The organism is Bacillus sp. JZ109, assembly GCF_053903135.1.
Genome location: NZ_CP096388.1, coordinates 1029131 through 1051203, shown reverse-complemented (window position 1 = coordinate 1051203; position 22073 = coordinate 1029131). Strand labels below are relative to the sequence as shown.

The window sequence follows — 22073 nt, the reverse complement described above, 5'->3', positions numbered from 1 at the left end:
TTTTTTTATGATTCGATATGAGATTGATTTTGTCTTTTTTCCTGTTCCGCGATGATTTCGTTATCCTCCGCGTTATCACGGGTCACTTTTTGTGTAAGAATCGCACCAACTGCTACAAGTATCATAACAGCGATGTAATAACCTTTTTCATTGAGTTCCAGGTTATCAGCATTATAGAGTCCGATACTAAACAAAAATACTCCCGCAAAAAAAGTGAAATAAGCTAATACTGTAAAGGCAACCGTGTTTCTGCGTCTATATTTCTGCACCTTTGTTCCCTCCCGAAAGCATAGTTAAAAAGTGATAACTTCCGTGGAATATTATACCTCAAATTCCCCGTAATGGAACAAAGAATTAAAAATACCAGTAAAAAGGGCTTAGGTTGCCTCCTTTATTTCAACAGCTGAATCATCAATCCAGCCGATAAGTTTATCATTGATTTGGAATTGGTACCATACAGACTGGCCTTTCTGTTTTCTAGACACAACCTTTATGTCTTTGCCGACGTAAGATTGGGCAGAGGTAAGCCTTATGGACCGATCATCAGTAGAGGGCTTGGACCATACGTCTTGAACGGCACTGTCTTTAATAGAGGCGTTTAAATCCACAGATTTGAGGGATGGATTTACCTCATCGTACTCATCTAAATCGTATTTTTCCACAATAGCGCTGATTTTGTCAGCATAGTCAGGATCTGTAGCATATCCTGATGTTTGCAGGGCGGTTGCCGCTTCCTTATAATTCCCTGCCTCAAGCACCGGTTTATACTTCTTTTTATTCCACGATGTGCCACGAACGAACAATTGGGCGTGATCATCCATAGATTCAAAAAACGTGCTGTATTTTCGAAACTTCGCGCGAATGGTTTTTCTTTTCCCTTTTTCAACTTCGTCCGTTTCCATCGTGACATGATGGCCTTTATAATTCCCTTTTACGCCAAAAAGGTTGTTGGCCTTAGCAGCCAGTTCACTGTTCCCCCAGTCCGATTCGAGAATGGCCTGAGCAATTGTGATGCTGGGGAGAACATGGTATTTTTCATACAAAATTTGGGCATGTCCGGACAGACTGTCTATAAATACTTGCTGTTCATCGATTTCTTCAGTTTCTTTGGATGTTTCAATCGGTTTTGATAAAGTTGTCGCTAAAACAAACAGAGCTAGCGGAATCGATACAATGAAAAATAGTGAAATCAAGAGTTTACGTTTTTTAAGTTTTTTACGGGCCATGAAAACCTTCCTTCGAATTAAAAGATTACGAATGTAAAAGAATCTACCTTTTAGAATTTTACTTGCACTTCTAATATTTTTCAATTCTTTAGGGATAAAGTTGGGAAAAGATTGCAAAATAAGAACCTTTTCGCTCAATGAAAAGGTTTTTACCATGTTTCTATTTTTGTAAATTTCTGAGTGCATTACGATATTCCGTATCATTTATTACTTTATATGATTTGACAGTTGCCTTCGACAAACCTTCTGCTGAAACGGCCGGTTTTTCCGGAGCTGTTTTCGCTTTATCATGTGGTTTATGTGCCAGCTTGTGCCCCATTCCAGTGGCATTCATACAAAATGACAGGCAGACGAGCAGCACGCTAAGGATAAAAGAAATGAAGAAGAGATCATGATAAGCAGTCATCATAGAATCCTGTACCGAACCGCTTTGTCTGGCAGCATCTTTTTTCGTGAAAAAGCCGATGAGAATAGGAACTCCCATATAGACAAACAATCTTAAAAACTGAACAGCTGTCATTCTCTTGACCAAATCAGGCAGCGGGCCTCCCATGGCAGCTCCCATCAGCCCTGCGGCGACTGTCAGGCCTGTTCCCGCTGCAAGCATGATAAACAGTGCCGCGAACATATAAAGAGATGATCGATCCTGCATATGCAGCCATTGAAAATTCACAAAGACGAGAATGAGTCCGCCGATAATACCGAGCATCCCTGGTCCGACTTTATCGTATAACAGAGCGCTTAAAATGGCCGCGATCGCCACTCCGATTAAAAGAGTCAAGTTTAAAAATATGAGATGCTCCTGAGAAATATCATACATTTGACGGAGCAAGCCTTGAAAAGCAGACAGGCTGACAGCTACCGTTATCGTCCCTGCAGCTATGATCAATAAGCCAAGCACCGGTTTTGGCAGCAGCATCAGTTTAATAGATATGAATGGGTTTTTCACTTTATATTCCACAATCAATAGACCAATGAGCAAACATAACGTCACCCCGAAACCAATCCATACATAACCCGATGACAGCCCCCATTTTTGCAGAAAAATGAATGAAACCGCTGAGGCTGCGGCAAGGAAAACAGATAAAAGAATTCCCGCACGATCAAGCGGCTGTTCTTGATCCGACGCTCCGTGATGCTCGTCATGAAGAAAGAAATAGCTCACCGCGACACCGATCAGGGACAAGGTGCCAAAGATGAAAAACAGCCATCTCCAATGCCCGCAGCTTGTTGCAATGGTTCCGAGGATTGTGCCGATGATAACAGAACCATAGAATCCCCCGATTAGCACAAGCAGTGCATAGTTCCTGCGTTCAATCGGGAATGACAGTACAAGCATTGGAATCATAATCATCAGCATGACGCCTGTTGCCGCTCCCTGTAAAAAGCGCCCTGCCGCCATCCATGCAATATCGCCTGAACATGCGATGAGCAGTGAGCCTAGTATAAAAACAGGTAATGAAGCCAGATAGACGGGACGAGCACCGAATTTTTTCCTCAGCAACGGTCCTGCCGGAACTAACAAGGCAAAGGCCATATTGCCGATCAATATCGGATTTACTGATGTGAAGACACTTGTTCCAACCGCTTTCTGAACAAGGCCTTGAACTGACGACAATGCCGTGTTAGACATCAATCCCGGCCCGACCGCTAAGACGGCGAGCAAAGAAATCACCCAATAGTGTTTTGTCTTCATGTTGTCATTCCTTCCTATATGAATACATGCGAAACACATCATTTTTTGAAAACAAAAGAAGCTAATAGATTTTGCATACCATTAGCTTTCATTCTAATATTCTCCCTTTCAGGGGAAATGATATTATTTTATTATAATTATGTGAATGAATGAGCATATAATCAAATATTATTTCAAATCGATTGTGTTTTGTCAATGGAGTAAATTTCAAGCACAACATAGAAAGCTTGAAAGCTTTTCCCCGATATTGTGTCTAGAACTGCACTTATGAATCCCTGCTCGTTCCCTCAAGCGAATTAAAGCAGGCCGTTTTAATCCTTTCAATCCACTATTCCAACTAATAAACTCAAATAAGTTGGTGATAAGACAACATTTTGGCCGCACATTTTTTTGTGTTTACTGGGCGTTTGCCGCCTCTAAATTGTATATGGGTAAATACCATGAATTAACCTATGAAATACCAATGTAAGGAAATTCTAAATATTCCGGGAGGCAAAAACGAATGGAACTGTATGAGTGTATCCAAGACATTTTTAGCGGCTTGAAAAATCCATCGGTTAAAGATTTAGCAACGTCTTTAAAACAAATTCCAAACGCAGCAAAATTGAGTCAACCGTATATTAAGGAACCAGACCAATACGCTTACGGCCGAAATGCCATCTATCGAAATAATGAATTGGAAATTATCGTGATTAACATTCCGCCAAACAAGGAGACAACAGTACACGATCATGGTCAATCCATTGGTTGTGCAATGGTGTTAGAAGGAAAGCTTCTTAATTCTATTTATCGCTCAGCCGGCGAACACGCAGAACTCTCCAATTCATACTTTGTCCACGAAGGAGAATGCCTTATTTCAACCAAAGGTTTAATTCACAAAATGTCCAATCCAACATCTGAACGAATGGTGTCTCTTCATGTCTACTCCCCTCCTTTGGAAGACATGATGGTCTTTGAGGAACAAAAGGAGGTATTGGAAAATTCATGATTGACAGATAAGCTGCTCACTTTGACTTCGCTCAACTGGAGGATTCAGAGAATGAAACCTTTTCCTCAAAACAAAAAAACCCTTATAGAATAAGGGTTTACAGGTATGGAGCCAAGGGGGCTCGAACCCCTGACCTCTACGCTGCCAGCGTAGCGCTCTCCCAGCTGAGCTATGGCCCCGTATGTAACGTCATGTTTATTATAGATGATTTTATTTTGAAAAACAAGCTGTTTCCTCTTGAATTGACAGAAAAAATAAGGCTCGTAAAAGAGCCTTATTTTCGACTTACATCATGATCAAAAGTAAAATCACACCGAGAATAATTCGATAGATTGCAAATGGGACAAGTTTGATTTTGTTAATCAGCCTTAAGAAGAAACGGACGACAAACAGTGCGACCACAAAGGCACAGATAAAGCCGACGATGAAAAACGGCATCAGATCCGAGCTTAAGCTGTCCCAATGCTTCACAAGGCTTAGAAAGCTGGCTCCCATCATGATCGGCATCGCCATAATAAACGTAAAGTCGGCTGCAGCTCGGTGGTTTAATCCGAGAATAACACCGCCGGAAATGGTTGAACCCGAACGCGAGAAACCCGGCCAAAGGGCAAGACATTGGAATAAGCCGACGGCTATCGCCTGTTTATAGGAAATGCGGTCGAGTGTGTCTGTCGCTGTTTTCCGTTTATTGACCCAGTCAGCAAAAAGCATCAGGATTGCCCCGGCAATTAAACCGATGGCCACAGTTTTAACGGAAAATAAATATTCATCAATGTAATCTTCAAACAAAAAGCCGAGAACAGCTGCAGGCACGAGTCCGACGGCAATTTGGGCAATGCTTAATTTATGTCCCTGCTCCTGGTCGCTTGTAATATTTTTTTTCAAGCCCAGTAAATTTAAAATTCGGTCTTTAAACACGATAGCTACTGCTAAAATGGAGCCTAGCTGAATAACCACCTTGAATGAGTTAGCAGCTTCTTCTGACATCAGATTACTTGATTTAAGCCAGATGTCGTCTACTATGATCATATGTCCTGTCGAAGAAACCGGCGCGTACTCTGTTAATCCTTCTACGATTCCTAAAATGGCGGCTACAAACAATTCCCATAGAGTCATGATTTTGATTCTCCCCATTAGACATTTATTTTTTTACATAACGGGAGCTTTCCATAAATGGAAAGCCCGTCTTATATAACTATAAACGAAAATCACACTTTATGACCCGACGTATTTTCATTTTTTTCTTCATCGTATAAATGTGACTGCATTTTAAACCAGTCAAATAAATGTGTCGTAATGACTTTGGCAACTGCATAGCCAGGAATGGCAAGAATGATTCCAACAACACCAAACAGCTTGCCGGCTGTTAACAGCAGAAAAATAATCGTAATCGGATGGATGTGAAGGTTTTTTCCCATAATTTGCGGAGAGATCAGCTTCCCTTCAATCAGCTGAACAATCGTCCAAACGATCACCAGCTTAAGCAGCATGAGCGGCGATGTCACTATGGCAATGATAATCGCAGGCGTAATGGCAATCGTTGGCCCTAAATATGGAACGATGCTTGTGCAAGCCGCAATGACTGCAAGCAATGAAGCATAATCCAGCCCGATAATCAAATAACCGATAAACAGCAAAAACCCGATACAGAAGCTGACAATGATCTGGCCTCTGATATAAGAGCTTAACCGATGATTCATTTCGCTTAAGACTGTATATGTCTGTTCTTTCAATCGAGTCGGCACAAACTTCAGTATGTAGACCGGTAATTTTCTTCCGTCTTTTAGCAAATAAAATAGAATAAACGGAACCGTGACGATCGAAATGATAATCTCAGTCAGTGCGCCGATAAAATTCCCAACACCGGTAAAGGTGCTGTTCACGATCGTCGCTGCCTGATCCGAAACCTTTGTAGCAAGATCAGATATATTAATGTTCATCGTTTGCTGGGCCTGATTGACGAAGTTGCTGCCGATCAGCTGTTTCGTCTGATTTTCTACGACGTCCACATATCTTGGGATATTGTCAATCAAACTCATAATTTGTTCTTTTAAGAAGGGAATGATCGACACGATCGTGATCGTGATCAGCCCGATAACCAATAGATATAGCAGCAATATAGAATAGATTCTTCTTATTCTTCTTCTCTCCAGAAAATCGACGACTGGGTTTAACAGATAAAAAACAATGCCTGTCAAAATAATCGGAAGTGATATCGTTTTGAGCAGAACAATAATCGGGGTGAAAATAAATGATGTTTTTGTAAATACTAGAATATTTAAACCAATCAGCAGCAGCACAAGCAAAAATAAAACAAACTTATTATCCAAGAAGAATCGCTTGAATCTGCCGCTCCATGTTTGCAACGTCTCCACTATCGTTCCTCCGTCATACATAGTTTAATTAAATTGTACACTATCGTCCCTATAATGAAAAATAAAAACCGTTAATTGCTGGAAAAGCTTTCTCGGTTTTAACATTCTATTTATATCTATCATGTGATTTTGTTCTTTTTAAGCTATAATTTAGCTATATCATGCAAAAGGAGCGATACGAGTGATACGTTTTGCAATAATAGGAACCAACTGGATTACAGACCGCTTTCTTGAGTCAGCAGCGGATATCGAAGATTTTCAGCTGACTGCTGTTTATTCAAGATCGGCTGAACGCGCTGGCGAGTTTGCTGCTAAACACAACGCTGCGCATGCCTTCTCAGACCTTCAGGAAATGGCGGCGAGCGATTGCTTTGATGCCGTATACATAGCGAGCCCGAACGCTCTTCACAAAGAACAAGCCGTTCTCTTTATGAACCATGGCAAGCATGTGCTTTGTGAGAAGCCGTTTGCTTCGAATACAAAAGAAACAGAAGAGATGATCTCAGCGGCTAAGGCAAACGGTGTTGTTCTCATGGAAGCAATGAAGACCACTTTCCTGCCGAATTTCAAAGAGCTGAAAAAACACCTGCATAAAATCGGCACTGTCCGCAGATTTACCGCAAGCTACTGCCAGTATTCCTCACGATATGACGCGTTCAGAAGCGGAACTGTTTTGAATGCGTTTCAGCCTGAGCTTTCCAATGGGTCATTAATGGATATTGGCGTCTATTGTATTTATCCGGCTGTTGTGTTGTTTGGCGAGCCAAAGGATGTAAAAGCAAACGGATATGCTTTATCTTCCGGAGTGGACGGAGAAGGAACTGTCATTCTGTCTTACGACGGGTTCGAAGCCGTTCTGATGCATTCCAAAATCTCTACTTCCTATGCCCCAGCGGAAATCCAGGGTGAAGACGGGACGATTGTAATCGATACAATTCACCGGCCTGAACGTGTTGAAATCCGCTACCGGGACGGCCGCCTTGAAAACATCGCGATCCCTGATCCTAAACCGGCGATGTTCTATGAAGCAGAAGAATTTGTCACACTCATAAAAGAGAATAAGCTGGAATCTGAAGAAAATACATTTGAACGGTCTTTGACCACCGCAAAAATTATGGAAGAAGCAAGAAAGCAAATGGGGATTGTATACCCTGCTGATCAAGCTTAAAAAAATCCGCCCGCGTGCAAATGCCGCGGCGGATTTTTTATTAGACAATCGGAGAAGATGCCTTCCTTTTTAAAAGCACCTGTTGCTCATATTCTTTGATGTCATGAAGCCATGCCTCTTTTACCGGAACGCCCATTTGCTCACAGTAGGAATCCCAGATGGCTCCGAAAGGATATGTTTTGAATTCCTCCATCAGGGCCAGCCTTTCTGTATAGCGGCCCTCTTCCTGCAATTGTTTTAAATATCCGTTCGGGAGAAGCAAGGCATACAATAAAGCTTTGATCATATTTCTCGTTCCGATGGTCCAGGCGGCTACACGGTTAATGCTGGCATCGAAAAAATCCAGACCGATGGCGACCTTCTCAAGAGCATGATTTCGTACAATTTCAAGAGCGATTTCTCTCAATTCATCATCCAAAACCACTACATGGTCGCTATCCCAACGAACAGGCCGCGATACGTGCAAGGCAAGCTTGTCTGTGTAAAGCAGCATGGACGAGATTTTGTTCGATACCGTCTCAGTCGGATGGAAATGGCCTGTATCAAGTAAACAAAGCTTATGATTCGTCAAAGCATAAGCTAAATAAAATTCATGAGATCCGACAACATATGATTCGGAGCCAAGCCCGAACAGCTTGCTCTCGATTGAATCAAGATTGTATTGTTCACTGATCTTCTCTGCGAAGATCCGATCCAGTGATTCTTTTAGTCTTTTACGCGGTGTCAGCCTATCACTCGGGATATCCTTATAGCCATCGGGAATCCAAATATTCGTCAAGCAAGGTGTGCCTAATTCTTTCCCGAAGTATTCCCCGATACGGCGGCAAGCGATGCAATGCCTGATCCAAAATTCTCTGATGTCCGGATCAGGGTGTGAAAGGGTGAGTCCGTCAGCCGCTTTCTCATGCGAAAACAAGGTTGGATTAAAATCTAAACCGAGACCAAGGTTTTTTGCCCATTTCACCCAGTTTTCAAAATGCTGCGGCTTCAATTCGTCACGTTCTACCGCTTCCCTGTTTGTTTCTGCGTATATCGCATGCAGGTTTACGCGGTGCTTTCCAGGAATGAGAGAAAGAGCCTTCTCCAAATCTCTTCTTAATTCTTCAGGAGTTTGCGCTTTTCCGGGATAATTGCCAGTCACGTCAATTCCGCCTGAAAGCTCGCCCTTATTTACTTCAAAGCCTTCAATGTCGTCACCCTGCCAGCAATGGATCGAAATGGGCACTTGCTCTAATTGCCGAAGCGCCTCTTCAACATCAATTCCCCATTTTTCATATGCCTGTTTTGCACTGTCATAATTGGCTTTTATGGTCATACGGCTCTCTCCCTTTATCAGTTTTTTAATCCAAATAAAAAACTTCCTTTAGATCTATCGCAACAGGACTGAAATCCGAATTTGTTTTCATTAATGGCGCCATCGATTTCCACCATCTTTGGCAAACTTCCGTGTCCGCCATCTTTCTCCATTTCTCTTCATCCTCTATTTCTAAATATGCAAAAAGCCTGCCTGTTTCCTCGTCTAGAAAAATGGAATAATGGTGTGCTCCATGAGCTTTGAGTGCTTCTGCCATCTCTGGCCAAATGTCATCATGCCGCTGGTTGTATTCTTCGTACTTGTCTTGATGGACAAACATGATACTGGCTTTTCTTTTCAAACCTTTTCACCTCTTCATCATTTAGATAGCGCTTTCAAAACGGTTTGCTGAAAGGACTGAATGATGGTGCTTCTGTCAATGTCTTTAGGTGTAAACACTTTGATCGGAAAGGAATTTCTGACGACTTGCCGGGCTTCTTTTATGTCTTTGACTTCTTTGGCAGCAATCATTTGCATCAAAAGATTTCCGGTGGCAGTTGCCTCTATCGGCCCTGCATATACCGCTTTTCCACTCATGTCTGCCGTTAATTGATTTAAGAAATCATTCCGGGCTCCGCCGCCGATGATATGAAATTGCTCGATCGGTTTTTCTGTGATTGTTTCGAGCTCTTTGATGGCTATCGCATAGATGATGGCTAAATTGCTGTAGATGCAGCAGGCAAGTTCGCCTGCAGTGCGGGGAATCTTTTGGCGGGTTTGTCTGCAATAATGTTGTATTTCCTTTATCATGTTTTCTGGATTCAGGAATCGTTTATCATTTAAGTTTATAAATTGCTGGAATGGTTCTGTTTTTTTGGCTTCTTCTGCAAGCTGCTGGAAAGAGTAATCTGCTTGTAACTGCTGTCTGACTTCTTGTATCGCCCACATGCCGATAATGTTTTTGAGAAAGCGAATGGTGTTGTTTGCGCCGCGTTCATTTGTATAGTTGTTTTCTAAAGCCAGATCAGTTATTATCGGTGTTTTGTTTTCAACCCCGATTAACGACCATGTTCCGCTGCTGATATACGCCCAGCCATCATTTACGCCTGGCGCCGCAATGACGGCCGAGGCCGTATCATGTGTTGCGACTGTCATCACCTTGCACGCCGGGAGATCATAATCCGGGAACCACTCATTTCTTAGCTTCCCGAGTTCACACCCCGGTTCAGTGAGCGGCGCAAATTGCTGTTCCAGAACAGACACGGCTTCAAGCAATTCAGGATCAAGATTTCCCGTTGAGACGTTTAAAAGCTGTGTTGTGGACGCATTTGTGATTTCCGTTACAGCTTTTCCGGTTAAACAATAGCCTAAATAATCAGGAATCATCATAATTTTGTCTGTCTTTTTCAGCAGCTCACGGTCTTCTTCAAACAATTGATAGATCGTGTTGAAAGGCTGAAATTGTATTCCTGTTTTTTGATAAATTGCGGCTTTTGAGAGGGTATGTTCCAGTTTGTCTATTGTGTGATCTGTTCTTCTATCACGGTAGGAGATTGCTTCCCGCAACCGATCGCCTTTTTCGTCCAGTAAGACATAATCAACTGCCCAAGTATCAATGCCTACGGTGCAGTGTTCATACCCAAGCGTCTTTACTTTTTGCAGTCCTTGCAGGATTTGTTTTAGCAAATGATCAATATCCCATAAGCAATGCCCGTCTCTTTGACTGAAACCGTTAGCGAACCTGTGAATCTCTTGTATGTCAAGCTTCCCTTCATTCAGTTCACCTACCATGATTCTCCCGCTTGATGCGCCTACATCAATGGCAGTATAAATCATCCTTTCACCCTCTCTTCGAAAGAGGAACAGCTGTCACCTTCACCTTTTTGTCCTCAAGAGCTTTTACCGATGCCGGATCAAGTCCAGAATCCGTAATAAGGCGGCTGACATCTTGCAGCGAGGCGATATGTGAAAACTCGCGGTTCCCCCATTTGCTTGAATCGGCCATCAAAATGGTCTGGTCCGACCTTTCGATCATCCGTTTTTTGAGCAGCGCCTGCCACTCATTTGAATCACTCATCCCGTTGTGTACGTCAAATCCCTTACATGACAGAAAGGTTTTATTGACATGATAGGTCTCAAGTGAACGCTCTGCTAACGGGCCGGCAAATGATAATGATTTTTCCAGCAAAATGCCGCCTGTTGAAATGACTGATATGTTTTCTTTATTACTGAGTTCAATAGCTGCTTTCATTGAGTTTGTAATCACGGTGAGCTCAATGTCAGGGAGTATTTTTGCCATGTACCAAGCGGTTGTGCTTGCATCGAGAATGATTCGGTCTCCGCTTTTTACATATTTGGCCGCTTCGTGAGCGATGGCTTTTTTTTCGATGACATTCGTGATTTCCCGTTCAGAAAAATGAATTTCTGATTCCTTCTGCTGAATACTGACCGCTCCTCCGTGGCTCCGGCTCAGTTTATGTTCTTTTTCAAGCTTTTCAAGATCACGCCGAATGGTTTCCTCTGTGACTGAAAAAATGTCACTTAATTCGGAAACGCGGATGCTTGAACGCATATTTACTATTTCCACTATTTTTTGCTGCCGTTCTGCTACTAGCATCGGTAACGCCCTTCCTCATATCGTAGTCCGTCTTATATTTTTATCATAGCATATATCTAACGCGTAAAAGCAGCAGGGACGCCGCCGTCTACCGTGATCATGCAGCCCGTTGTTTTTTCGGCTTTGGAAGAAGCGAAGAATGCAATGGCTTCGGCAATATCCTCCGGGTAAATATTGACGAGCAATGCTGTCCGTTTCCGGTAATGTTCCTCCAGCTGATCCGGTTCAATCCCGTACGCCGCGGCTCGTTCCTCACGCCAGCTTGAACCCCAGATTGCCGATCCTTGAAGAACTGCATCAGGCAAAACGGAGTTGACCCTAATGCCGAATTCTCCGCCTTCTGCTGCGATGCATCTTGCTAAATGGGTTTCAAGCGCCTTAACAGAGCTGTAGGCAGAGGCGTTTTTTCCCGCATAAACCGAATTTTTCGATCCGACAAATACCATGCTTCCGCCTCTATTTTGATGTTTCATCTGTTTAAACGCTTCACGGGCTACAAGGAAATAGCCTGTTCCTAAAACATTCATATTAAGATTCCATTCTTTTAGACTTGTTTCGTCAAATGGGCTTGATGTGGCCAGCCCGGCATTATTGACGACGATATCAATGCCGCCGTAAGCAAGCGCCGCTCGTTCAAAAGCTGACTGTACGTCTTCCTCCTTTGTCACATCCATTTTGACAGCCATTGCCCGTCCTTTTCCGTATGCATCGTTTATTTCCCCGGCAATTTTCTGTGCGCCTTCTATATTCAGATCAGCTACGATCACGTGCCCTCCCTCAGCTGCAAATCGGCGGCATGCCGCACTGCCGATTCCGCCGGCTCCTCCAGTTATCAGCGCTACTTTTCGGGAAAATTCTGCTTCCGGCGGGGCCAGCGTGAGTTTATATAGTTCGAGCGGCCAATATTCGACATGGTAGGATTCATTTTCATGTAAAGAAACAAATTGCCCCAGAGCGGTTGCTCCTTTCATTACGGCGATGGCCCTCCGATATAAAGCCCCGCTTACTTTAGACATCGCATAACTTTTTCCTGTATTCACCATTCCGATTCCAGGAATCAATATCACCCGCGGGGCGGATTCAAAGATTTGATCCCCATCCTGCTGATTGCGTGTAAAGTAAGCCTGATACTCTGATGTAAAGGTCTCGACTCCTGACTTGATCAGATCCGCAAGCTTGTGCACATCTTGAGTTTCCGGATTCCAATCAATGTACAGCGGAACCCGTTTTGTGTGAACAAGGTGATCCGGGCATGCCGCACCGATTTGCGAAAGTGCTGGCGCTTGGACACTGTTTACAAATTCCAAGACATCGTCATGATCATCATAGGAAAGGATCATTTTCTTTTCTTCACTTACTGCTCCTCTGATCACAGGCATGATGCCTGCCAAGATTTGTTTTCTTTTATCCTCCGGCAGCGGCTGATACCTTTTGCCTCCGAATACCTCATGCTGATTGATACGATCGTTAATATACTGCTCGGCTTCTTGAATGATGGATATCGTTTTTTGATAACATGTTTCAGACGTCTCTCCCCAAGTGACTAAGCCGTGTTTCTCCATTAATACAAGCTCGGCGTGGGGATTGTTTGCTACGCCTTCAGCGATCATTTTAGACAAAGTAAATCCAGGACGGACGTATGGCACCCATACAAACCGATTTCCGTAAATGTCTTCAGCGATTTGTTTTCCATTATCCGCACAGCATATGCTGATAATCGCATCTGGATGGGTATGGTCAACATGTTTGTATGGCAAAAAAGCGTGTAATAGCGTTTCAATTGAAGGGCGGGGATGTTTGCTGTCTGTCATACAATGAGACAGGTAGTCTACCATTTCTTCATCGGGCATTTGGTCCCTTTTAATCAGCGGGCGGATATCATCTAATTTCAAACCGGAAAAGTTATGCGCTTTCATTGTTGCCAAATCCGAACCGCTTCCTTTTACCCACATGACTTCTATTTCACGGCCTCTAAAATCCTTTTCCGTTGTTTTCATAGATGTATTCCCCCCGCCCCAGTTGCAGACAGTGCGGTCTGACCCGATCAGATTGGACCTGTACACCAATTCCTCTACACCTTTAGGCAGCTGTGCAGCTCGCTCTGAATCCCATATATGTTTCACCATATTTGATATTCCCCCATACCCTTTTATTTATATCCGTTTTCATTATATATGATTTCTGTTTGTTTTTGAATTGTTTTTGTTTATTTTTGTTTTCGACAAAAAAGAAAGCAGCAGATATGCCGCTTTCTTTTTTTATTAAGATTCAATTTTAAATTTCTTCGTAATGTCCTGAAGTTCTTCCGCCATGTTTGCCAACGTTTCCGCTGAAGAGCTGATTTCTTCCATGGACGCAAGCTGTTCTTCCGCCGAAGCTGCGATATCCTGAATGCCTGCTGAGCTTTCTTTCGCCACTGCTGAAATATCTTCAACAGCACTTGACACTTCCTGTGATCCGGCTGACAGTTGTTCAACCGTCGCGTTCAAGTTTTGCAATTCGCCGGAAATTTGGGTTGTCATCTCATAGATTTGTTTAAAGCTTTCCGCTGTTTGATCCGTAATCTGCAAGCCTTCTTTCACTTCATGATTCACGGATTGGAACATTGTAAGTGAGGTGCTGATTTCCCTGACAATCTCTTGAATTAATCCTTCAATTTCCTTGGCGGAGTCTGCTGATTGTACAGCAAGTTTTCTAACCTCTTCCGCAACTACTGAGAAACCTCTTCCGTATTCTCCCGCTCTTGCCGCCTCAATCGCAGCATTTAATGCAAGCAGGTTGGTTTGATCAGCAATGCCGTTAATCACATTCAAGATGCTTGTGATGTCTTGCGATTTTGTTTCAAGGCCCTTCACAACCGCTTCCGCTTTTTGAACGGATTGGTCAATTGTTTTCATCTGGCCGACTGTATGCTCCACCAGCTTTTCTCCGCTGCCCGCTGCCTCAGAGGACTGAATCGATGATTTCGTAATGGTTGAAGAGGCCTGAGCCACTTTTGAAATCCCCTCGTTCATTTGAGAAAGATGATTTGAGCTTGTTTCCAGTTTCTCGCTTTGTGCCTCGTTGCCATCTGAGAACTGTTCGATGGCAAGTGTAATATGTTCAGTTGCCTTGCTTGTTTGGGCTGCGCTTGCCGTCAGCTCCTCAGAAGATGAGGCGACGTTTTCTACAGACGTTTGAATAACGCCGATTACAGAACGCAATGATGCAGACATTTCATTAAAGCTTTCGCCAAGCTGGCCAAACTCGTTTTTCGAGTGAATGTCAATGACTTCTGTGAGATCTCCGCTGCTGATTTTTGCAGACGTTGAGACAAGTTTTCTTAACGGCTTGGTGATGGCACGGATAATATAGAGTATGAGTATGCCGCCGATTACAATCGACACGCATAGAATGATAACCGCAGTGTTCAGCACCGGGCTTGAAGCATCTTGCAATTCACTGACAAAATATGTGCCCGCGATTTTCCAGCCAGTCAGTTTATTTGTCGTAAAGGCCATTTTCTTTTCTTTGCCTTCGAATGTATATTCAAATGAACCTTCTTTTTTGGAATATACTTGGTTTGTCCAATCGCCGGAACCGGTTGTCCCCGGCTTAATGGTCGGATGGGCGATATATTTTTTGTTGCCAGTTGTAATAAATGCAAAGCCTTCTTTACCGATTTTGATTCTTTTTGATGCAGTAAGCACTTCATCCAGGTTTAAATCTAGCGCTATAACCCCTGAACCGTCTTTTAATTGTTTTGAAATTGTGACAACGATATCTCCTGTCGCTTCATCGGTATACGGCTCTGAGAAAACAGCTTGTCCTTTTTCCGCAACCGCCTGTTTGTACCAGTCACGTCCTGTCGGATCAAAGCCTTTCGGAACACCGCTATCCGGATATTTATAAAGCTTCTTATCTTCTGAGGCAGCATAGATTGCGCCTACATCGTCGTTAAGTGTCGTGTACTGCTTAAATTTCTCTTTCAGTAATGTTTTGTTTTTGCCTAACAATATGTCTTTATCGACTGTCTCACTATAATAATCTATTGCTTTTACTTTATCTTCTAATTTATTTTGCAGCGTACTGTTTAGTTCTTCAACATTTCCCTTCGCACTGCTTATGAGCTCTCTGTCTAACGCGTTCCAAGCTGATTGATAACTGAAATATGCTAAAACCCCAACCGGCAAAATAAGCACTGCCAGAAACGCAGCGATTAGCGGTTTGCTGATCGATGGCTGTTTGATCCATTGTATGAATTTTCCCATTCTTATTGACTCCTCCTTTAAGATAAATCTAATATCGTCAAACTAGGATAAAAGGTTTAATAAAAAAACTAAAAAAAACACCCAAGCGCAACAAGCTTGGGTGTTAAGGCTTATTATTCAATTTTAAATCGTTTGGTCATATCCCGAAGCTCTTCCGCCATAGAGGAAAGGGTCTCTGCAGACGAGCTGATTTCTTCCATGGAAGCTAGCTGCTCTTCAGCTGACGCCGCGATATCTTGTATATGCGCTGAGCTTTCTTTTGAAATCGATGCAATGTGCTCAGACGCTCCCGAAACTTCTTCGGAGCTGGCAGAAAGCTGCTGAACCGTCGCACTCATATTTTGCAGTTCGCCGGCGATTTGGTTCGTCATTTCAGAAATGCGTTTGAAGCTCATTTCTGTTTTATCTGTGATGTCAAGTCCTGTCTGCACCTCTTGATTGACAGATTGGAACATGCCGAGTGATGTATTGATTTCCTTCACAATTTCGATGATTAATCCTTCAATCTCTTTTGCTGAATCTGCTGACTGTACTGCCAGTTTTCTTACTTCTTCCGCTACAACGGAGAAGCCGCGGCCGTACTCGCCTGCGCGCGCTGCTTCAATTGCTGCGTTTAAGGCAAGCAGGTTCGTCTGGTCTGCGATGCCGTTGATCACACGCAAAATGTTTGTAATATCTTTCGATTTCGTTTCCAATCCGCGCACGACTTGCTCCGCTTCTTTAACGGACTTGTCAATGACATTCATTTGGCCGACGGTTTGATGAACAAGCTTGCCGCCTTCACTTGCAATTTCTGTCGATTGAACAGATGAATCAGTGATCACTTCAGAAGCTTGAGCCATATTCGTCAACCCGTCATTCATTTGATATATGTGCTCTGCTGCCGTTTCAATGTTTTCGTTTTGTTTTTCATTGCCGTTAGAAAATTGTTCAATCGCCAATGTAATGTGCTCTGTTGCCTTGCTCGTTTGCGCAGCTGATGCAGTGAGCTCCTCAGAGGAAGCGGCAACATTATCTACCGAATCCTGGATGGCGTGTATGAGAGAACGAAGTGACGATGCCATATTGTTAAAGCTATTGCCAAGCTCGCCCAATTCATCTTTTGAACGGATATCAATGGTTTCCGTCAAATCTCCCTCGCTGATCCGCTTAGAGGAACCGACAAGCTGTTTCAGCGGTGTTGTAATCGACCGAATGATCAAAGTCATGACGATAATCCCTATGATAATAGCTGCGGCCAAGACAATTAAAGCAAGGTGTAGGACAGGCTGGGCTGCCTCATGGATTTCATCCAAATACATGGTGCCGCCGATCTTCCATCCCGTCAACTTGTTTGTGTCAAAGGCCATTTTTTTCTTATCGCCATCCATGGTGTATTGAAAATCGCCTTTATCAGCACTCAACATCTTATCGAGCCAGTCGCCTTTTAATTCAGTTCCTGATTTTTCATTCGGGTGTGCGACAACTTTTTTGTCCTTCGTCATGATAAATGCGTAGCCTTGTGTGCCGATGTTGACTTTTTTGGTTGTTTTCAGCAGATTTTCAATCGTCATGTTGATTGCGATAACGCCTGAACCATCTTTTGTCTGCTGGGCGATTGTCACAACCATCGTATTTGTCGACGCGGTTTTATAAGGGTCTGTGATCACGACTTTCCCTTTATTTGCAACCGCTTTTTTGTACCAGTCGCGTTCAACCGGATTATAGCCGCTTGGCATCGGAAGATCCGGATAGCGGGTAAAGTGCCCTTTTGTGTCACTTGTATAAATGGATTCTACATCCTTGTTAATGCTGATATATTGTGAGAATTTCTCTGCAATGCTTGCATTGCTTTTTGCATTGTATTTCTCTTTTGTCAGCCATTCGCTGAAATAATCAGCACTGTTTTCTTTTTCGCCGATGCTGGTGTTAATGATTTCGTTTAATTGCTGTACATTTTCCAATGCGCTCCCCATCATCTGTCTGTCGAGTGAGCTGCTAGCCGATTGATACGCAAAGATCGCCAATATGACAACCGGTATGATGAGGATCGACAGAAAGGAAACGAGAAGCTTCCGTGTAATTGATCTTTGTTTTATGAGTTGGAGTATTTTTTTCATCATTCATTTCTCCTTTTTTATGCTACCCTTCATATCGGCTGGAAATGGGTAAATATATACAGCAAAAAAGAAGAAATTTAACAAAAGTAACTAATTTCCCATAAATAAATAGTATTTTAGACCTATTATTTATCTACTTTAAATTGTTTTGTCAGATCACGGAGTTCTTCAGACATTCTTTCAAGCGTCAGTGCAGATGAACTAATCTCCTCCATGGAAGCCAGCTGTTCCTCAGCTGAAGCGGCGATATCTTGGATGCCATCCGAGCTTTCCTTAGAAATGGCTGTGATATCATTTGAAGCTGCGGAAATTTCTTGAGCTCCCGCTGACAACTCCTCAACCGTCGCATTCATGTTTTGCAGCTCGGAAGCAATTTGATTGGTCATTTGCGATATATGTTTGAAGCTCTGTTTAGTTTCATCCGTCATGACAAGCCCTGTTTCAACTTCTTTGTTTACGGACTGAAGCACGTTCAGTGATGTGTGAATTTCTTTTACTATTTCACTGATCAGCGATTCAATTTCTTTTGCTGAGTCAGCCGACTGTACCGCGAGCTTTCTCACTTCCTCAGCGACGACTGAGAAGCCCCGGCCGTATTCACCCGCTCTGGCAGCTTCAATGGCGGCATTTAAAGCCAAAAGATTGGTTTGATCCGCAATGCCGTTGATGACACGCAAAATATTCGTGATATCCTTTGATTTGATCTCCAGCCCTTTCACCACTTGTTCCGCTGCTTTTACGGAATGGTCAATTGTGTTCATTTGGCCGGCTGTTTTCTGGACGAGTGTCTCCCCTTTGCTTGACACTTCGGTTGAATCTGCGGATGTTTCTGTAATCACTGCTGCAGCCCGCGCCAGCTCTGCCAATCCGTCATTCATTTCATTAATTTGTTCGGTTGTCGTTTCTATTTTCTCGCTTTGGCTTTCACTGCCGTTTGAAAATTGCTCGATAGCCATCGTAATGTGCTCAGTGGCTCTGCTTGTCTGGTCTGCCGATGCAGTCAGCTCTTCAGACGAGGAGGCAACGTGTTCTACTGAGTCTTTGATCCCGTGAATGAGCGAGCGAAGCGAGTGTGCCATATGATTGAAGCTCTCACTCAGAACGCCGAGTTCATCTTTTGAATTGATTTCAATCGTTTCGGTTAGATCGCCTTCACTAATTTTTTCAGCGGATGCGACAATGCGTCTCAATGGCTTTGTGATGGATCGAATCACAAAATAAATCGCCGTCATTCCAGCTCCGATGGCAATCGCCAGAACGATTGAAGCCATGATCAGAACCCTGCTTGCAGCATCGTGAATCTCGTTTGCATACATCGTGCCGCTGATTTTCCAGCCTGTTGTTTGGCTTGTTGCAAATGCCATTTTTTTCTTTTTGCCTTTGTACGTATATTCAAAGTCCCCGCTTTTATCCTTGTAGAGCTTATCAACCCAGTCCCCTTTTAGCTCTGTTCCCGCTTTTTCTCCGGAGTAGGCGATGACTTTCTTGTTTTGGCTCAAAATAAAAGCATAGCCTTCTTTTCCGATATTGATTCCTTTCGCGGTAGTGACTAAGTCATCAATTTTCATATCAATGGCGACAACGCCTGACCCATCCACCGTTTGACGGGCGATGGTGACGACCATTTTTCCTGATGAAATCGATTCATAAGGCTCAGTGACAATTGTTTTGCCTTTATTGGCCATTGCTTCTTTGTACCAATCTCGTTCCAAAGCATTAAAGTCGCTTGGCATGTCAGCGTACGGATAACGTGTGAAGTCCCCGTCTTTGCCGCTTGAAAATACCGCAGCGACATTATCATTCATTTGGATAAATTGTTTAAATTCCTGTTTCAGCTCTGTTTTCTTTTTATCCTGAAATTTTTCTGCTGTAGCCCAATCGCTGAAATATGCGAGGCTTTTTTCAGTAGTGCTGATTTTATCATCAATGATGTGATCTAATATCTGAACATTTTCCTTTGCGCTTTGCGTCATCTGTACATCAAGTGAGGCAACTGCTGATTGATAAGCGCTAACCGAAAGGGCGGTTATCGGAACAATTAAGATCAGCAGGAAAGAAATAATAAGTCTCCTTGCAATTGATGATCTGCGAATAGTGGTGAGTGTTTTTTTCATTTCCTTTTGAACCTTCTTTCAATAATTTACAAATTATATCGACGGATCTTCCTTTAAATTACATTGAAAATGGAGGAAAAAATGAAAAATAGTTCTAAATTCACCTGTTAAACTAGGACTTTATTATTGTTTACCATATAAAAAAACAGCGCTTTGATAGCGCTGTTTTTCGGTTTTTACTCGATTTTAAATTGTTTCGTCAGATCGCGAAGCTCTTCTGCCATCTGCGCAAGAGTCGTCGCTGAGGAACTGATTTCTTCCATGGAAGCAAGCTGTTCTTCAGCTGATGCGGCAATGTCCTGGATGCTTGCCGAGCTTTCTTTCGACACGTCTGCAATGCCGCTGACTGCTGCTGAAACATGCTGTGAACGGTCTGACAGCTGCTCGACGGTGGAATTCATCGTCTGCAGCTTGCCCGCGATTTCGTTTGTCATGCTGAAAATGCTCTGGAAGCTTTCTTTTGTATTGTCTGTGACAACAAGTCCGGACTGTACTTCCTGATTGACCTCTTTAAACATGTGAAGAGAGGTGTCGATTTCTGCGACGATTTCTTGGATCAGCTTTTCGATTTCTTTCGCTGAATCGGCTGATTGGACAGCCAGCTTGCGCACCTCCTCCGCTACGACAGAGAAGCCGCGTCCTGACTCTCCGGCACGCGCCGCTTCAATGGCTGCATTTAGTGCAAGCAGATTTGTTTGGTCAGCGATTCCGTTGATGACTCTCAAAATGCTTGTGATGTCTTTTGATTTTCCTTCTAAGCCTTTGACAACAGCTTCAGCCTGCTGAACAGATTGATTAATCGAGTTCATTTGTCCGACTGTCTGCTGCACAAACTTCTCACCCGTTCCGGCGATTTCCGTTGATTGGATAGATGCCTTTGTAATATCTGACGATGTTTGTGAGACTTGCTGGAGTCCTTCATTCATTAAGTTCAGCTGATGAGAGCTGGATTCAACCTTTTCGCTTTGCTCCTCGTTTCCGTTTGAGAACTGCTCAATCGCCATCGTAATATGCTCGGTGGCTTTACTCGTCTGCCCGGCAGATGCGGTAAGCTGTTCGGAAGATGCGGCCACATTGTTCACCGAGTCCTGAATAGCGCTGATCAGAGAGCGGAGAGATTGTCCCATTTCATTGAAGCTTTCCCCAAGCTCTCCAAGCTCATCCTTTGAATGGATTTCGATCGTTTCGGTCAGATCCCCCCTGCTGATCGTTTTCGATGATTGAACAAGACGTTTTAACGGTTTTGTAATCGAACGAACGATAAACAGAATTAAAATTCCGCCTGCCACAATGGAAGCAATCAGCACAATCATTCCTGTTGTCAGCACAGACTTTGAGGCATCCTTAATTTCATCCATATACATTGTGCCGGCTATTTTCCAACCAGTCAGTTCGTTTGTAGTATAGGTCATCTTTTTATCTTCGTTATTAAGAGTATACTGGAGTTCACCGCTGTCATTCGCATACATTTTGGCTACCCAGTCGCCTGAAAGCTTTTCTCCAGCCTTATGGTTCTTGTGAGCGACATAGGTTTTGTTTTTTGTTGCAATGAAAGCATAACCTTCTTTTCCGACCTTGATTTGTTTCATTTGTTCTAACAATTTATCAATGGTAATATCCATGGCGACAACGCCAGATCCGTCCTTCAGCTCCTGTGCAATGGTAATGACCATGCTTCCGTCACTCGCAGCCACGTAAGGATCTGTCACGACAATTTCACCGCCGGCCTTCATCGCATCCTGGTACCAAGGCCGTTGTCTCGGGTCGTATCCTTCCGGCAATTTTTCTTTTGGCGCTTGTACATAAGTGCCGTTATCTGCGCCCCCATAAATTCTGGCTACTCCTTGATTAATAGATACATATTGTGAAAATTTAGCTTTGATCTCTTCTTGATTCGATTTCCCTTTGAATGCGGATCTTTTAAGAGATTCACTGAAAAAGGTGACTGCTTTCGCTTTTTCTCCCAGATCATTTGTAACAGTTGTATTAAATGTATCGACACTGTTTTTCGCATTTCCCATAATTTCCTGATCCAGCTTTCCGCTTGCGCTTCGGTAAGAGCTAAATTCTAATATAAGAATAGGGATAATGAGAATCGCAATAAATGAGACGATTAATTTCTTTGAAATAGACGGTTTCTTCAGCCAATTGATAAAAGTCTTCATGTCACTTGCTCCTTCAGGTTTGATACAGTATATATCGGCTGCTTAAAAAAGTTTTAAAATAAAAAATGGAAGAAGTTCTTT

16 protein-coding genes and 1 tRNA gene are annotated in these 22073 nt (G+C 43.1%); 2 read left to right on the top strand and 15 right to left on the bottom strand.

What is annotated here, in order from left to right; genetic code table 11:
* Positions 1-5: 5 nt before the first annotated feature.
* The 3 genes from M1D94_RS05320 to M1D94_RS05310 form a co-directional block, all read right to left on the bottom strand.
* Positions 6-269 carry a YiaA/YiaB family inner membrane protein gene (locus M1D94_RS05320; RefSeq protein WP_003222348.1) on the bottom strand — a complete coding sequence of 88 codons (264 nt, stop codon included), beginning with the start codon at positions 267-269 and terminating at the stop codon, positions 6-8.
* A gap of 108 nt (positions 270-377) precedes the next feature.
* A complete protein-coding gene (gene lytG, locus M1D94_RS05315) occupies positions 378-1226 on the bottom strand; it encodes an exo-glucosaminidase LytG (RefSeq protein ID WP_031315317.1) in 849 nt (282 codons plus the stop codon).
* A 160-nt stretch (positions 1227-1386) separates the two neighbouring features.
* Positions 1387-2922, bottom strand: coding sequence for an MFS transporter (locus M1D94_RS05310; RefSeq protein ID WP_072175128.1), 1536 nt, complete (start codon positions 2920-2922; stop codon positions 1387-1389).
* A 502-nt stretch (positions 2923-3424) separates the two neighbouring features.
* Between M1D94_RS05310 and cdoA the strand changes: the two genes are divergently transcribed.
* The gene (gene cdoA / locus M1D94_RS05305; RefSeq protein ID WP_173614269.1) at positions 3425-3910 is read left to right on the top strand and encodes a cysteine dioxygenase; all 486 of its coding nucleotides are present in this window, start codon (positions 3425-3427) and stop codon (positions 3908-3910) included.
* A 106-nt stretch (positions 3911-4016) separates the two neighbouring features.
* Here cdoA and M1D94_RS05300 read toward each other — a convergent pair.
* The 3 genes from M1D94_RS05300 to M1D94_RS05290 all read right to left on the bottom strand — a co-directional run bounded on the left by M1D94_RS05300 (position 4017) and on the right by M1D94_RS05290 (position 6285).
* Positions 4017-4089: transfer RNA gene (locus tag M1D94_RS05300), tRNA-Ala, on the bottom strand.
* 106 nt (positions 4090-4195) lie between these two features.
* Complete coding sequence (locus M1D94_RS05295; RefSeq protein WP_014477785.1) at positions 4196-5026, bottom strand: undecaprenyl-diphosphate phosphatase; 831 nt, start codon at positions 5024-5026, stop codon at positions 4196-4198.
* A 92-nt stretch (positions 5027-5118) separates the two neighbouring features.
* A complete protein-coding gene (locus M1D94_RS05290; RefSeq protein ID WP_021480467.1) occupies positions 5119-6285 on the bottom strand; it encodes an AI-2E family transporter in 1167 nt (388 codons plus the stop codon).
* 181 nt (positions 6286-6466) lie between these two features.
* Here M1D94_RS05290 and iolU point away from each other — a divergent pair, with 181 nt between their 5' ends.
* Entirely contained in the window at positions 6467-7453 is a 987-nt protein-coding gene (iolU, locus tag M1D94_RS05285) for a scyllo-inositol 2-dehydrogenase (RefSeq protein ID WP_041850599.1), read from the top strand.
* A gap of 40 nt (positions 7454-7493) precedes the next feature.
* Here the strand turns inward: iolU and rhaA are convergent, their stop codons facing one another.
* The 9 genes from rhaA to mcpB form a co-directional block, all read right to left on the bottom strand.
* On the bottom strand, positions 7494-8768 hold the full coding sequence (rhaA, locus tag M1D94_RS05280; RefSeq protein WP_172861345.1) for an L-rhamnose isomerase: 1275 nt from the start codon (positions 8766-8768) through the stop codon (positions 7494-7496).
* 25 nt (positions 8769-8793) lie between these two features.
* Positions 8794-9108: an L-rhamnose mutarotase gene (gene rhaM / locus M1D94_RS05275; protein WP_021480470.1), complete on the bottom strand. Its 315-nt coding sequence runs from the start codon at positions 9106-9108 to the stop codon at positions 8794-8796.
* Between the two features lie 17 nt (positions 9109-9125).
* A complete protein-coding gene (rhaB, locus tag M1D94_RS05270) occupies positions 9126-10583 on the bottom strand; it encodes a rhamnulokinase (protein ID WP_070547688.1) in 1458 nt (485 codons plus the stop codon).
* 4 nt (positions 10584-10587) lie between these two features.
* A complete protein-coding gene (gene rhaR, locus M1D94_RS05265; protein WP_009968057.1) occupies positions 10588-11364 on the bottom strand; it encodes a rhamnose catabolism operon transcriptional regulator RhaR in 777 nt (258 codons plus the stop codon).
* Positions 11365-11420: 56 nt separating this feature from the next.
* Positions 11421-13490 carry a bifunctional rhamnulose-1-phosphate aldolase/short-chain dehydrogenase gene (locus M1D94_RS05260; RefSeq protein ID WP_038828462.1) on the bottom strand — a complete coding sequence of 690 codons (2070 nt, stop codon included), beginning with the start codon at positions 13488-13490 and terminating at the stop codon, positions 11421-11423.
* Between the two features lie 135 nt (positions 13491-13625).
* Positions 13626-15614, bottom strand: coding sequence for a methyl-accepting chemotaxis protein TlpB (tlpB, locus tag M1D94_RS05255; protein WP_038828460.1), 1989 nt, complete (start codon positions 15612-15614; stop codon positions 13626-13628).
* A 113-nt stretch (positions 15615-15727) separates the two neighbouring features.
* Entirely contained in the window at positions 15728-17713 is a 1986-nt protein-coding gene (mcpA, locus tag M1D94_RS05250; RefSeq protein ID WP_032726775.1) for a methyl-accepting chemotaxis protein, read from the bottom strand.
* A 125-nt stretch (positions 17714-17838) separates the two neighbouring features.
* Entirely contained in the window at positions 17839-19827 is a 1989-nt protein-coding gene (gene tlpA / locus M1D94_RS05245) for a methyl-accepting chemotaxis protein TlpA (protein WP_003243846.1), read from the bottom strand.
* Positions 19828-20003: 176 nt separating this feature from the next.
* The gene (mcpB, locus tag M1D94_RS05240; protein WP_003243461.1) at positions 20004-21992 is read right to left on the bottom strand and encodes a methyl-accepting chemotaxis protein McpB; all 1989 of its coding nucleotides are present in this window, start codon (positions 21990-21992) and stop codon (positions 20004-20006) included.
* Positions 21993-22073 lie beyond the last annotated feature (81 nt).